This window comes from Cellulosimicrobium sp. BMG9.22 (genome assembly GCF_059159975.1).
In genome coordinates, this window is sequence record NZ_JBZGBY010000009.1 from 74,486 (window position 1) to 87,798 (window position 13,313).

Here is a 13,313-nt window from a genome sequence, read left to right on the forward strand (position 1 = left end):
CCGTCAGCGCGGTCATCGCTCCCCGATCCCCTCGGGAAAGACCAGCCGGTGCTCCTCGAGACACCACAGTCCCTCCGCTCCGCCGTCGTCGGTCTGCTCCATGATCGCGGCCACGATGTTCTCCTCCGAGCTCGCCCGCGTCACCCCGGTCACCCCGATCTCAGCAAGGCACGAGATCAGCGCGTCGAACTCGGCATCGCGCTCCGCTCCTGTAGGTGCCATCTCCTGCACGTACGCGGCATAGACACCACCGACGTGCTCGTCGAAGCAGAGATCGAACACCGACTCCGCGGCCGCCGAACCCTGCTCCGACTCCGGCACGTCAAGACCGAAGGTCAGCGTGATCCCGTCCCCCCCTGCCTGCAGGTCCGTCGTCTGATAACCCTGTTGCTGGACGCAGCGCGCAGTCGCTTCCACGGCGCTCCGGTACTCGGCGCCGGTCACCGTTCCGTCCGCCAGTATCCTCTGCGGGCCTGAGTCCCCACCTTGCGCGTCGTCAGGAGTGCTGCCGCAACCCGCGCCGACAAGGACGAGCAGGCTCGCCAGCGCGGCGAGCCTGCTCCCGACACGATTGCTCAGCACGTGATAGAACGCGTCGAGCCGTAGAACTGGTGGGAGTTCGCGGCGGTGTCCCGCCCGTATCCGTGACCGCGCCAGACGTCGGTCCCGTGGCCGTTGCAGCTCGCGCTCGCGGTCACCGAGAGCGAGAGCGTTCCACCGCTCGACTGCTGGGACTTCGGGTAGGACGTGTAGACGACACCGACCTTCTCCTGAACGTATCCCTCGACGAGCGCCGCGACGGGGCCGTTGAAGTTGTTGCAGGTCACGCGCGAGACGGAGTAGGTACGCACCGAGTCAGACGTGGGAGTACCCACGGTCAACGTGCAGTTCGGGCTCAGGGCAGCCTGAGCAGGCGTTGCGAGGGCCAGGCTGGCGATCGCCAGACAGATCGCCAGACCCGCACCGAGACTTCTTGACCGTAGCGACATTGCTCCACCTCAAGATCTTGCCCCCCCCCTATGGGGTGCATCGCCGGAAAAGTAGCAGTCACGACATAGGGTTGCAAGAGTTCTCTCTACTTGTCAGTGCGGTTCTTGCGCTGGAGTCGCAACTCACCCAGCCGATCAGGCCCACGACGTCTCACCCCGACCCCTTCGCCTCACATCCGCGAGATTTGATCGCCGAATGCGAAGACGAGGACCCGAACGGCCAGCACCGTGCCGACGAAGCCGAGCGCTGCGCCGAGGACGGCGAAGAGGCGCAGGCCCTCGGCGAGCACGGGGCCGCTGTCGGCCGATACCAGCACGACGGCCGCGACGACCGCGGCGGCCGCGATGACCGTGGAGACGACTTGCTGCACCAGGCCCGCGACGAACGCGCGGTCCTCCGGGTGCGCGAACGACCGGACGTTGACGGTGAGCCGGCCGGCCTCGACGTCGCTCGTGATCTTCGCGAGGCGTCGCGGCAGCCGTTCGAGCTCGGGGGCGAGGCCGAGGAAGAGGCTCGTCGCGCGGTGGCGCAGGTTCTCCGTGGTCACGACGCGCCGCACGAGCGGCTGCGCGGTCTCACGCGCCGAGGCAACGAGGTCGAACGTCGGGTCGAGCAGGCGCAGCGTGCCCTCGAGCGACGTGAAGGTCCGGAACGCCGCAGCGACCTGCGGCGGGACGGCGAGGCCGGCGTCGGTGACGAGCCGGAACAGCGCCGTGAACATCGCGCCGCTCGCTCCCGCGCCCCGGAACCGGACGATCACCTGCCCGACGGCGCGCTCCAGCCTGCGCACCTCGAGGTCCCGCGGGGCGTCGAGCAGCTCCAGGAGGGCGTCCGTCGCCGCTACCGCGTCGTCGGCGTCGACGGCGAGCAGCACCGCCGCGAGCGCCAGCCGCTCGGGCTCGCCGAGCCGGCCGACCGACCCCATGTCGAGCAGGCCGAGGTGGCCGCCGTCGGTCACGAGGACGTTGCCCGGGTGCAGGTCGGCGTGGAACGTCCCCGCCACGAGCACCTGCTCGAGCGTCGCGGCGAGGAGCCCGGACGCGAGGGCCGACCGCGTCGCCGCGTCGAGCCCCGCAAGGAGGTCGGCGGCCCGACCGACCGGGACGCCGTCGAGCCGCTCCATGACGAGCAGCGTCGGCCGGGAGAGCTCGGGGTAGACCTCGGGCACGAGGACCCCGGAGCTCCCGGTGCCCGCGAGCGCCGCGCGCAGCGCGACCGTGTTCTCCAGCTCGACCGAGTAGTCGAGCTCCTCGCGCAGCGACGCGGCGAAGCCGTCGGCGAGGTCGACGACCCCGAGCGAGCGGCCCCACGCCGTGTCGCGCTCGATGCGGCGTGCGAGGCGACCGAGGATCGCCAGGTCGGTCTCCACCTGGGTCCGCGCCCCGGGCCGCTGGACCTTGACGACGACGTCGCGCCCGTCGAGCAGGCGCGCCGCGTGGACCTGGCCCACCGACGCCGACGCGAGCGGCTCCGCGGAGAACTCGACGAACGCCTCGTCGATCGGGCGCCCGAGCGCCTCGGTCACGGCGGCCTCGACCTGCAGCCAAGGCGCCGGGGGGACGTCGCTCTGGAGCGTCGAGAGCGTGTCGGCGAACGTCCCGGGCAGCAGGTCGCGGCGCGTGGACAGCACCTGGCCGAACTTCACGAACGTCACGCCCGCGTCGCTCAGTGCGTCGCGCAGCGCCGCGGCCTGGCGGCGCTGGTCGGTACGCGAGAGCCGCGACCCGTCGGGCTGGCGCGCCCCGCGCGAGAGCGCGCCGCCGAGCCCGTGCCGGACGCCGATCGCGAGGATCTGCGCGTAGCGCCGCGTCTCCCGGCGCCCCTGGCGCATCCCTCGGAACGCGCGCCACGGTCCCGGGACGGTGCCCGTCGGCACGAGCAGCTCGAGCACGAGCAGGACGCACAGCCCCAGCACGAACGACCACGCGAACGCGAGGGCGACCGCCACGAGCGCGACGCCGGGGCTCACGGTGAGCGTGCCGTCGGCGCGCGACCAGCCGGCGTCGCGCAGGCCGCTCGTCAGCGCCCACGAGGCGAACGAGAGCATGACCAACGACACGACCCCCGACCGGATCCAGCCGACGGGTGCACCCATGACGCGCCGCGCCGTCGCGGCCAGGAGCGCCAGCATCACGACGGTGAAGACGAACGCGACGAGACCGCCGAGAAGACCGGAGACGACCTGCATAGCCCTCACTCTTCCCGACGTGCGGCGGTCCGCCGCACCGGCACGCCGTGCCGCCCGCAGGCGGCGCGCCCCCCGATGCCCGGGCGACGCGCAGGCGACGGCGCCCCGACGGCGCGGCATGATGGGAGTCCCCCACCAGGTCGGAGCCACGATGACGAACGTCGACCTTCTCACCGACGCGCACCTCACCAGCGCCCGCAACGCACAGAACGGCCGCAGCGCCGAGGTCGTGCTGCACGACGGCCCGCTGCGTCAGACGATCCTCGCGCTGCGCGCGGGCGTCGAGCTGGGCGAGCACAACTCCCCGCCCGCGGCCTCCATCCAGGTGCTCCGCGGGCGCGTGCGCGTCACAGCCCTGGGCGAGGGCGACGTCGAGCTCGGCGCGGGTGAGCTGCGCGTGCTGACGCACGAGCGGCACGCCGTGAGCGCGCTCGAGGACTCCGCGTTCCTGCTCACGACGGTGACGAGCATCCCGAACGCCTGAGCAGCGGCGGTGCACGGCCCCGCTGCCCGCCGAACCCCGGATCTCGGGTCACCGCGGTCCGGTCGTGCCCGGCGACCCCGGGTTCGACGCCGGTGGCGGGCCGCGTCGGCGTCCGGGCGCTCGACGGTCAGCGGCGCACGGCCCACGCCGCGAGCGCCAGCGCGACGACGTCCTCGGCGACCGCGCCCGGCCAGTCGGGGCGCTTGTCGACGGCGAGTCCCCGCCAGGCCGCGCCGCCCCACGTCCCGGCGGCCGAGCCGGCGATGCCCGCCAGCGCAGCAGTGACCACCGCGGGTCGGGCCGCGCCGCGTCGTCGGGCCAGGAGCACGCCGCCGACGGCGCCGCTCGCCAGGCGGAACACCGGGCCGGGCGGGGCGAGGCGACTGGGCGTCGCAGGCAGCTTGTCGCCGACGATCTCGCCGACGACCGCGGCGACGGCGACGACCCGTCCGACGCGGACGGAGCCCGCCCGCTGTGGACCGGTGCCCGCCTGCTCCGGGCCGGTGCCCTCGGCGCGACCCCCGAGCACCGGGGCCGCCACGCCGAGCGTGCTGCGCGAGCCGGCCGCAGCCCCGAGCGCCAGGGCCCGGACGACGAGCGACGACGGGCTGGTCGACCCCGGACGGGGACGGGTCGCCGCGTGGGTGCTTCCGGACATGCGGACCTCCTCAGGGCCAGACGGGCGACGGCCACGGAGGACGACGCCGCGATCCGACCGTAGCCGTGCGCGGCGAGGCCCACACGTCCTGCGGGGCCGGTCCCGCTAGCCTGGGCCCGGCCCGGACCCACCCTGAGCGAGGTCGCCCGCGCGGCCGGCGTCTCGCTCGCGACCGCCTCGCGCGCCATCAACGGGAGCGCGACCCGCACGGTGCGCCCCGACCTGCGGGAGGAGGTCCTCGCTGCAACCGACGAGCCCGCCGCCGCAGCGCTCGACGACAACCGGCGCGCGATCGAGGAGGCGGCGACCGTGGGCACGCGCGACCTCGTGCTCGTGGTCGGCGGGCTCCCCGCGAACAACACTCCCGGGCAGGGACCGCGGCCCGGAGCCGGCCCGGCAGACCGCGACATCGTCACCGCGCGCGGACGTGTGGCCGACCGCCTCGGGCCACCGTTCGGCCCCTCGACGGTCGGGGTCATGGTCGACACCTACCACGTGTGGCGGGACCCGGACCTGCGCGCGACGTCGTCGCGACCGTCGCCGACCGCTACGCCCGGCACGTGCTCCCCCACCTGTAGCACCCCTCGAGGCCCCTCCCGCCTCCCCACATCCGGACCCTTGACGCCCGGCACGAGCAGGTGCATGATCGGAAGCAAGCGATACCCCTATGGGGTATGCAACGGAGAGACGGAGGCACGGTGGACGACCACGCGCAGCACCCGAGCGGCCACGAGCACGGCCACGGCCCTGAGCAGCACCACGGCGCGGCGACGACGCACGCGGAGGCCGCGACCGCCGTCGGGCACGAGCACGACCAGCACGCCGGTCGCGACCACGGCGGGCACGGCGACCATGTGGCCCAGTTCCGGCGGCTGTTCTGGCTCATGCTGGTGCTCGCGGTCCCGACGGTCGCGCTCAGCCCGATGTTCGCGATGCTCCTCGGGTACGACCTTCCCGACGCCGCGTGGGTGCCGTGGGTCTCGCCTGTCCTCGGGTCGGTGATCTTCCTGTGGGGCGGTCGCCCGTTCCTCACCGGGGCGGTGAGCGAGCTGCGCGACCGCAAGCCCGGAATGATGACGCTCATCTCGCTCGCGATCTCGGTCGCCTTCGTGTCCTCGCTCGGCGCGAGCCTCGGTCTCCTCGCGCACGACCTCGACGTGTGGTGGGAGCTGGCGCTCCTCGTCGTGATCATGCTGCTGGGTCACTGGCTCGAGATGCGCTCGCTCGCCCAGACCGCGTCCGCGCTCGACTCCCTCGCCGCGCTCCTGCCCGACGAGGCCGAGCGGGTGGCCGAGGACGGGTCCGTCACGACCGTCTCCCCCACCGAGCTGGGCGTCGGAGACCTCGTGATCGTGCGCCCGGGCGGGCGTGTGCCCGCCGACGGCGAGGTCGCCGACGGGTCCGCCGACGTCGACGAATCCATGATCACGGGCGAGTCACGGCCAGTCCGCCGCGGTGTCGGCGACCCGGTGGTCGCCGGGACCGTCGCGACCGACGACGCGCTGCGCGTGCGCATCACGGCCGTCGGCGAGGACACGGCGCTCGCCGGGATCCGGCGGCTCGTCGCGGACGCGCAGTCGTCGTCCACGAAGACCCAGCGCCTCGCGGACCGTGCCGCGGGCTGGCTGTTCTGGTACGCCCTCGGTGCCGCGGCGATCACGATCGCCCTGTGGCTCGTGTTCGGGACACCCGAGCAGGCGCTCGTCCGAGCGATCACCGTCCTCGTCATCGCCTGCCCCCACGCGCTGGGCCTCGCGATCCCGCTCGTCGTCTCGATCTCGACCGAGCGCGCCGCGAAGGCCGGTGTGCTCGTCAAGGACCGCCTGGCGCTCGAGCGCATGCGCACGGTGGACACCGTGCTCTTCGACAAGACCGGGACGCTGACGAAGGGCGAGCCCGTCGTCGCGCACCTCGCGACCTCCGGCTCGTCCTCCGAGGCCGAGCTGCTCGCGCTCGCAGCGGCCGCCGAGGCGGACAGCCAGCACCCGCTGGCCAAGGCGGTCGTGGCGCGAGCCGCCGACGACGGCGTCGAGGTCCCGCGCGCCACGGACTTCCGGTCGCTCACGGCGGTCGGCGTCGAGGCGACGGTTCCCGGCCCGGGCGGCGAGCGCCGCGTCGCGGTCGGCGGCCCCGCGCTGCTCCGCGACCACGGTCTCGAGCCCCTGCCCGACGCCGCGGCCTGGGAGCGCGACGGCGCGACGGTCCTCCACGTCGTCGTCTCGGACCCCCGCCCCACTGCCGAGGGAGAACCGTGGTCCGCCGAGATAGAAACCTGGTCTGCCGAAGTAGTACGCCAGTCCGGCGAGGGAGTACGCCAGTCCGGCGAGGGAGCATCGCAGCCCGGTCGGGTCGTCGGGGCGTTCGCCCTCGCGGACGAGATCCGTCCCGAGTCGCGCGAGGCCGTCGACGCGCTGCACCGGCGCGGCATCCAGGTCGTCATGATCACGGGCGACGCCGAGCCGGTGGCCCGGGCGGTCGGGCGCGAGCTCGGCATCGACCAGGTCTTCGCGGGCGTGCGCCCGGAGGACAAGGACGCCAAGGTCGCCGGGCTGCAGCAGGACGGCCGCGTCGTCGCGATGGTCGGAGACGGCGTCAACGACGCCCCCGCGCTCGCGCAGGCGGACGTCGGCATCGCGATCGGCGCCGGCACGGACGTCGCGATCGCGTCGGCCGGGGTCATCCTCGCGAGCTCGGACCCGCGCGCCGTGCTGTCGATCGTCGAGCTGTCGCACGCGTCGTACCGCAAGATGCAGCAGAACCTGTGGTGGGCCGCGGGGTACAACATCGCGGCGGTCCCGCTCGCGGCGGGCGTGCTCGCCCCGGTCGGGTTCGTCCTGCCGATGGCCGTGGGGGCGGTCCTCATGTCGGTCTCGACCGTCGTCGTCGCGCTCAACGCGCAGCTCCTGCGCCGCACCGACCTCGACCCGGCACACCTCGCCGCTCGCTGACCACTCCCCGCCTCTCACGCCGAACACGACATGAGTGTCGTTCTGAGCTCCATGACGACACTCATGGCGTGCTCGACCGCGAGGAACCTCGTGCTCGCTGCGAGACTTGGCGGGTGACCACGCCGACCCCCGCCGACCGGCCCGTCGCAGGCGTCCTGCTCACGCCTGGGGCTGGGGCGAGCCAAGACCACCGCACGCTCGTCGCGCTCGAGGACGCGCTCGCCGCGCTCGACCCGCCCGTGCCGGTGCGCCGTGTCGACTTCCCCTACCGGACCGCGGGCAAACGGATGCCGGACCGACCGCCGGTCGCGATCGCGCACGTGCGAGCCGAGACCGAGGCGTTCGCCGCCGAGCTCGGCACGACGACCGACCGGATCGTGCTCGGCGGGCGCTCGTACGGCGGACGCATGTGCTCGATGGCCGTCGCCGAGGGGCTCCCCGCCGCTGGCCTCGCGCTCGTGAGCTACCCCCTGCACCCGCCCGGCAAGCCCGAACGCCTGCGCACCGAGCACTTCCCGCAGCTCGACCTCCCGGTCCTGTTCGTCTCCGGGCGGACCGACCCGTTCGCGACGCCCGATGAGCTCACCGAGCACACCGCCGCGATTCCCGGCCCGGTCACGCGCGTCGAGCTGCCCGGCGCGCACGACCTCAAGGGGCAGGACGCCGCGGTGTGCGACGCCGTCGCCGCGTGGCTCGCGACGGTCGCCGCCTGACGATCGCCGCCTGACCTCGACGAGTCCGCTCACCGCCGACGCACGCGCAGCACCGCCGCGTCGACGCGTGGTGGGGGCAGGAACGCCGCGCGCGGCACCGGGCGTCCGACGTCGACGGCCCAGCGCCGCGCCGCGCGCCCCGCGACGCCCGCTCCCGCGACGATCCGCCGCGCCGCCTGCCGCTGCACGACGACGTCCGCCGCCACGAGCGCGGACCCGCGGGCGAGCAGGCGCGCGAGGAGGGCGGACGTGAGCCCGAAGGGCGGGTTCGCGACCACGCGGAACGGCCGCCGCGGGAGGCGGAGCGCGGCGAGGTCGACCTCGAGGACCGTCACGTCGGCGTCGGCGAACCGCTCGCGCAGCGCGCGAGCACGCCCGGCGTGCAGCTCGACCGCGAGGACCCGGGCCCCCGCCGCGACGAGGTGGCGCGTGAGGGCGCCGTCACCCGCGCCGAGGTCGAGCACGAGCTGCCCGGGACGCACCCCGGCGTCGTCGACCACGCGCGCGGCGTGGGTGTCAGTGAGCGGTTGCCATCCCCACTCGCGCCGCGAGCGCGGCCCTTGCACGGACCCGGCCACGACGCACCATCACCATGAACATGTCCGGCACGCTACGACGAGTCCGCCGGCGCCGTCGACCGAATTGTCCGGCGCCCGGCAGGGCTTTCCGCGTGCGCGCCCCGACTGCGTACGATGTGCCGCGGACGACGACCCGTCGCCCCGACGACCCGGAGGTATGGATGCGCGCAGCGGCCGGAATGCTCGCCGTCGGGTCCCTGGGGGTCCTGGCCGCCGCGATCGTCGCGACGCCCGCCGTGGCCGCGGAGGGCGACAGGGGCGGCGATCTCACCGTGACGTCCGACAGCGTCTCGTTCGACGCGAGCCGGCTGGCCGGCGACGGCGGCTGGCTCGCGTACGTCGTGACCCAGCCCGACGGCTCGCACGCGCGCAGCCTGGGCGACGGGTACTCGCGCGACGACGCGGCCGACGGCGTCCTGGAGTTCGACGTCCCCACCCGCGGCCCGTACGCCGACGGGTACTGCATCACGTGGGCCATGATCACGGGGATCCACGACCAGTTCGCAGGCTGGGACGGCGACGGGGCCGTCTGCACGACGACGGCGGCCGCCCCGAGCCCGACGACCCCTCCGGCCCCGGCCCCGGCCCCGACGAGCCCGCCCGCGACGACCGACGCGGCGCCCGCGGCCGACGTCGCGGCGCCGGCCGCGGAGCAACCCGCCCAGTCGGTGGTGGTCGAGCCGCCCGCCGAGGAGCCCGCACCGTCGCCAAAGCCGACCGTGGAACCGATCACCGAGGCCCCCGTCGAGCCCACCCCGACCACCGAGCCCCCCACGGCGAGCCCGGAGCCCTCGCGCACGCCGCTCGTCTCCGCCGCCGAGCGCATGGCCCCGCCACCGCCCGCCGCCCCCGGGTTCCCGACCCTCGTCGTCGTCGGCGTGGGCGGCCTCGTCGCGGCCGCCGCGGGCGGAGCGATCCTGCTCGTCCGGCGCGTGGGGTAGGTAGAGAGCGTCCCGACGCAGGGTCAGCCGTGCTCGCCTGATCCGAGTCCTGCAGCGCTGCCGTAGGTGATGCGGCGTCTGCCGGCGCGCTCGGCGAAGTCGTCGAGCGCGGCGAGGATCTCCATGGCCGACCACCTGATGCCCTTGCGGTGGATCCTCGTCTCGTTGACGACGCCCGCCTGTGCGAGCGGGTCCATGTGCCGGCGGACGTTCGTCGGCCCGATGCCGAGCTCGCGGTCGAGCACCTGGGCGTTGATGACGGGCTGGCGGGTGAGCAGGTCCGCGACGTCGTAGGTCCGTGCGCCGCGACGCACGTGGAGCCGTTCGTCCCAGTTGGCGCGAATCGCGCGGACGTCCTGAACGAGCCGACGTCCGTTGTCGACGGCGCGGGTGCTGGCACGGACGAACTGGTCGACGATCGCCTCGGGGTTGCCCTGACGGTAGGCGCCGAGTGCGCTGTAGTAGTTCTCCACGTCGGCGAGGAGCCCTGCCGACAACGGCATCGTGACGTTCCGGGTGAGACCGGAGCTGTGCATCATCGCCTGCACGAGGGCGCGGCCGGTACGGCCGTTGCCATCGGTGAACGGGTGGATCGTCTCGAACTGGGCGTGCGCGATCGCCACGTGCGTCAGTGGGGCGATGCCAACCCGCTGGATGAACTCGACGAGGTCGTCGATGGCCGCGGGTACGCGCTCGTGGTGGGGAGGGATGAAGTCGGCCCCCGCCGGCGAGTGGTCAGAACCGCCGATCCAGACCTGCTCGGTGCGCCAGCGGCCAGCCTCCTCGGGGTCGTCGTGCTCCAGGAGGGCGTGGTGCATGCGCAGGATGGTGTCCGCGTCGGGCGTGTCGGACAGGGCGACCGCGGCGCGCATCGCGTCGGTGTTGGCGACGATGGTCGGCGCGTTGGACCCGTACTTTGCGGCCCCGAGCTCTGCCATGCCGATCTGGCGAGAGGATGCGGTCAGTCGTTCGATCTTGGACGAGGCGGCCGACTCGCTGCGCAGCAGGACGGTGGAGAACGGAGCGAGCTCGCCGCCCATCTCGGTGTCGAAGCGTGCGATCTCGCGTGAGGCCTCGTCGGCAGCTGCGGCGAGTGTTGCGGGCAGATCCACGAACAGGCCGGCGATCACCGGGACGACGGACGCGTCGTAGGTCCGCGCAGGGGCGCGACTGGTCTGGCCTCTTCTGGCGTATCGCCAGTCGAGCCGTTCATACGTCAGCGCAGGCCACGCCATCTGATAACTTGCCACCACACAAAGTTATCACTTAGCGGCTATCTGATGACAAGATCGCCTCGTCGTTCTCAGATCGGGGTGAGCCGACACCGGGCCCGCTCCCCGGGCGGTGCACCCCGTCCGGGCACGATGCGGGCAATGGCAAAGGCCCCTGACTGCGTTACCGCGGTCAAGGGCCTCTGGTGGAGCCGCCTGTCGGAATCGAACCGACGACCTATTCTCATCGGCTCGAAACGCGCGACCTTCACAAATACCCAGGAATGGCGAAACGACGCCGACTTGACTTCCACCGTGCTCCTATGCTTGCCAGTGCCCCCGGCGATCAACGGACAACTCGAACACCTACGCGGCTCCGCCCTCGGCTTCCGGAACCTGACCCACTACATCGCCCGCTCGCTCCTCGAGGCCGGCGGCTTCAGAGCACACCTATGTGATGTCTCAGGTCATCGTGGACGAACGTGTCTCAGGACATCGTTGACGTTGGCATGTCTCAGGACTTCGTGGACTGTTGAGTCTCGGTCGGGCCGTGCCAGCCGCGGCGCTGGGTCGGCTTGTCATAGTTCGCGATCGTCGTCCCGGACTGGTCGGTGATGGTCACGGTCGCGGCGTCCCAGGTGATCGTGACCTGTTCGCCGTGGCGCTTGTAACCGGCGTAGAACTTGCTGGCGAGGACTCCGACGTAGCCGCCCTTGGAGACGGTGCGCCGGGCTGTGCCGGTGATGCCGGCCGAGGGGTTCTGGCCGGTGGTCTTCATCGGCGTGCCCCGACGTGCGCTGCGTGGCCCGTAGTACATCCCGGTGGTCGCGGGGCGCGGGTAGTCGATGATGTGCTCGCCACCTGCGGTGAAGATCTCCACGGTGGTCTCGTTCCAGATGACGTGCACCTGCTGCCCGGCGCGGCTGGTCGCGACGTAGAACAGGCAGCTGAGCGCCTTGATCTGCCCGTTCTGCTTGACCTTGAGCGTCGCGTTTCCCTCGGCCTGGTGTAGGGCGAGCGGAGCCCTGCTGCGGGTCGGTGGCTCGCTCGGATGCGTCGGGGCGTTCGTCGCGGGTGCGGCCACCGAGGGCGGGATCGACGGCATGCGCGGCTCGGCCACCGGCTCGGGCGCGAGCGGGGTGGCGGCCCACGCCTCGGCCGGGGTTCGCCCGTCGAGCGCCTGGTGGGCGCGCTCGTGGTTGTAGTACTGGTCGAACTCGTCGACCAGGGCCTGCAGCGCGGCGATCGTCTTCGCCGGTGGTCTGGCGTTGAGCCATTTCTGCAGCGTCTGGTGGAACCGTTCGTTCTTGCCCTGCGTGGTGGGCCGGTCCGGCTTGCCCGTGATCGGCTTGACCCCGAGGCCGGTCAGGTAGTCGACGAGCTTGCCGGTGAACCCGCGGCGGGTGGGGTTGAACGCCAGCCCGTTGTCCGACAGCAGCCGCTGTGGCACGCCCCAGCGTCGGATCGCCGTCGAGACGACCTGCACGGCCGCCTTGGCCGTCTCGCCGTCCGCGACCAACGTCGCCACGGCCATGCGTGAGTGGTCGTCGATGACCTGATGGATCGCGACCGGTGTGCCGTCCGCGAGGGACCACGTGAACGCGTCGATCTGCCAGCAGCAGTTCGGCGCCGGGTAGACGAACCTGCGGTTCGCCGCCCGCGGCCGCTTGCGCGGCTCGGGCCTCGAGACCCCCGCGGCGGCGAACGCCCGGGCCAGGGTCGCGCGCGACGGCGGAATCAGCCCCTGACGGAGCATCCTCGCGCGCACGGACAACGGCCCGGCATCCAGGCCCTGCTCGACCAGCCAGACCCGAACCGCCAGCGCGTGCTCGATCACGCTCTCGTCGGTGCGCGACGGGCTACGCCGCGGGCGGCGCGAACGGGGTTCCGTCGCGCCGACCGGCCCGAGCTCGCGAGCCTGGTCCCGGATCTTGTAGAACACCGCCCTGCTGATCTCGTGCCGCTCGCAGAAGCGCGTCACCGCGCCCCGCTCAGCGTCCTCAGGCCAGTTCGCGATCGCCCACCGCACGTCCGCGGGCACGTGGTTGAAGTCCATGCCCGAAGCGAACCCGGCCCGACCCGTCCACGATGTCCCGAGACCGACTGTCCACGATGTCCTGAGACAGAACCGTCAACGAAGTCCTGAGACTTCACATTCAGAGCACACCTACACCCTCAGATCGGATGAGCCACTAATTCGTCGGTCGGCGAGGTCAACGAAGAAGCGCTACGCGCATGCGCGAAATGTCAGGCGGCCACGTCGAGGCCACCCGCATCGAGCCGTGCTGGACCTTGAGACCGCCGGTTCAGCGGTGATCGATATCCTCAGTCGGGTCGGCACGAATTACCCCCGGAGGACGACCTCGCGCGGTCCGTCGCCGGAGAATCACCGGGGCGCTTCAGTACACTATTCACGGCAGTACTTCCCAGGATCTGGGTGCACACCGGGACCAGTTCGAGCTCAAGGCAACAGTTTTCCTGTGCTGTGCGGCGTGGACGAGCCGGCACGGCTCCAGCGTCCCTGGCTGTCACGACGGCAAGTACGCCTTGCCGACCTCGAGCAGCAATAGCACACTGCGAGGTAACCGGCCTGCGGGGTGAG

At 72.6% G+C, this 13,313-nt stretch carries 11 protein-coding genes and 1 pseudogene; 5 read left to right on the forward strand and 7 right to left on the reverse strand.

What is annotated here, in order from left to right; all coding sequences use genetic code 11:
- Window positions 1-12: 12 nt before the first annotated feature.
- From AC4H2H_RS08805 to AC4H2H_RS08815, 3 genes are all read right to left on the reverse strand, one after another.
- A complete protein-coding gene (locus AC4H2H_RS08805; protein ID WP_494370426.1) occupies window positions 13-444 on the reverse strand; it encodes a hypothetical protein in 432 nt (143 codons plus the stop codon).
- A gap of 131 nt (window positions 445-575) precedes the next feature.
- A complete protein-coding gene (locus tag AC4H2H_RS08810; RefSeq protein WP_494370427.1) occupies window positions 576-851 on the reverse strand; it encodes a hypothetical protein in 276 nt (91 codons plus the stop codon).
- A gap of 308 nt (window positions 852-1,159) precedes the next feature.
- Window positions 1,160-3,178, reverse strand: a complete 2,019-nt coding sequence (locus AC4H2H_RS08815) for an ABC1 kinase family protein (RefSeq protein WP_494370428.1) — start codon at window positions 3,176-3,178, stop codon at window positions 1,160-1,162.
- Between the two features lie 151 nt (window positions 3,179-3,329).
- Here AC4H2H_RS08815 and AC4H2H_RS08820 point away from each other — a divergent pair, with 151 nt between their 5' ends.
- On the forward strand, window positions 3,330-3,662 hold the full coding sequence (locus tag AC4H2H_RS08820; RefSeq protein ID WP_494370429.1) for a cupin domain-containing protein: 333 nt from the start codon (window positions 3,330-3,332) through the stop codon (window positions 3,660-3,662).
- 127 nt (window positions 3,663-3,789) lie between these two features.
- Here the strand turns inward: AC4H2H_RS08820 and AC4H2H_RS08825 are convergent, their stop codons facing one another.
- Complete coding sequence (locus tag AC4H2H_RS08825) at window positions 3,790-4,320, reverse strand: hypothetical protein (RefSeq protein ID WP_494370430.1); 531 nt, start codon at window positions 4,318-4,320, stop codon at window positions 3,790-3,792.
- A 132-nt stretch (window positions 4,321-4,452) separates the two neighbouring features.
- Between AC4H2H_RS08825 and AC4H2H_RS08830 the strand changes: the two are divergent.
- The 3 genes and pseudogenes from AC4H2H_RS08830 to AC4H2H_RS08840 all read left to right on the forward strand — a co-directional run.
- Window positions 4,453-4,563 (forward strand): annotated as a pseudogene (locus AC4H2H_RS08830) (LacI family DNA-binding transcriptional regulator); the annotation flags it as partial.
- Between the two features lie 431 nt (window positions 4,564-4,994).
- Window positions 4,995-7,268 (forward strand): heavy metal translocating P-type ATPase, encoded by a 2,274-nt coding sequence (locus tag AC4H2H_RS08835; protein ID WP_494370431.1) that lies wholly within the window; start codon window positions 4,995-4,997, stop codon window positions 7,266-7,268.
- A 113-nt stretch (window positions 7,269-7,381) separates the two neighbouring features.
- Window positions 7,382-7,981, forward strand: a complete 600-nt coding sequence (locus AC4H2H_RS08840) for an alpha/beta hydrolase family protein (RefSeq protein ID WP_494370432.1) — start codon at window positions 7,382-7,384, stop codon at window positions 7,979-7,981.
- 29 nt (window positions 7,982-8,010) lie between these two features.
- Here the strand turns inward: AC4H2H_RS08840 and AC4H2H_RS08845 are convergent, their stop codons facing one another.
- Window positions 8,011-8,547 carry a 23S rRNA (adenine(2058)-N(6))-methyltransferase Erm(C) gene (locus AC4H2H_RS08845; RefSeq protein ID WP_494370468.1) on the reverse strand — a complete coding sequence of 179 codons (537 nt, stop codon included), beginning with the start codon at window positions 8,545-8,547 and terminating at the stop codon, window positions 8,011-8,013.
- Between the two features lie 173 nt (window positions 8,548-8,720).
- Between AC4H2H_RS08845 and AC4H2H_RS08850 the strand changes: the two genes are divergently transcribed.
- Window positions 8,721-9,500, forward strand: a complete 780-nt coding sequence (locus AC4H2H_RS08850) for a hypothetical protein (RefSeq protein ID WP_494370433.1) — start codon at window positions 8,721-8,723, stop codon at window positions 9,498-9,500.
- A gap of 23 nt (window positions 9,501-9,523) precedes the next feature.
- On the opposite strand, the gene AC4H2H_RS08855 is transcribed toward AC4H2H_RS08850, so the two are convergent.
- Window positions 9,524-10,750 (reverse strand): Fic family protein, encoded by a 1,227-nt coding sequence (locus tag AC4H2H_RS08855; protein WP_494370434.1) that lies wholly within the window; start codon window positions 10,748-10,750, stop codon window positions 9,524-9,526.
- Between the two features lie 475 nt (window positions 10,751-11,225).
- Complete coding sequence (locus AC4H2H_RS08860) at window positions 11,226-12,767, reverse strand: integrase core domain-containing protein (RefSeq protein WP_494370435.1); 1,542 nt, start codon at window positions 12,765-12,767, stop codon at window positions 11,226-11,228.
- Window positions 12,768-13,313: the final 546 nt, after the last annotated feature.

What these genes read in the sequence shown, in the direction of transcription:
- AC4H2H_RS08815 (WP_494370428.1), bottom strand. Translation starts at nt 3,178, where the DNA reads ATGCAGGTCGTCTCCGGTCTTCTCGGCGGTCTCGTCGCGTTCGTCTTC.
- AC4H2H_RS08820 (WP_494370429.1), top strand. Translation starts at nt 3,330, where the DNA reads ATGACGAACGTCGACCTTCTCACCGACGCGCACCTCACCAGCGCCCGC.
- AC4H2H_RS08825 (WP_494370430.1), bottom strand. Translation starts at nt 4,320, where the DNA reads ATGTCCGGAAGCACCCACGCGGCGACCCGTCCCCGTCCGGGGTCGACC.
- AC4H2H_RS08835 (WP_494370431.1), top strand. Translation starts at nt 4,995, where the DNA reads ATGCAACGGAGAGACGGAGGCACGGTGGACGACCACGCGCAGCACCCG.
- AC4H2H_RS08850 (WP_494370433.1), top strand. Translation starts at nt 8,721, where the DNA reads ATGCGCGCAGCGGCCGGAATGCTCGCCGTCGGGTCCCTGGGGGTCCTG.
- AC4H2H_RS08860 (WP_494370435.1), bottom strand. Translation starts at nt 12,767, where the DNA reads ATGGACTTCAACCACGTGCCCGCGGACGTGCGGTGGGCGATCGCGAAC.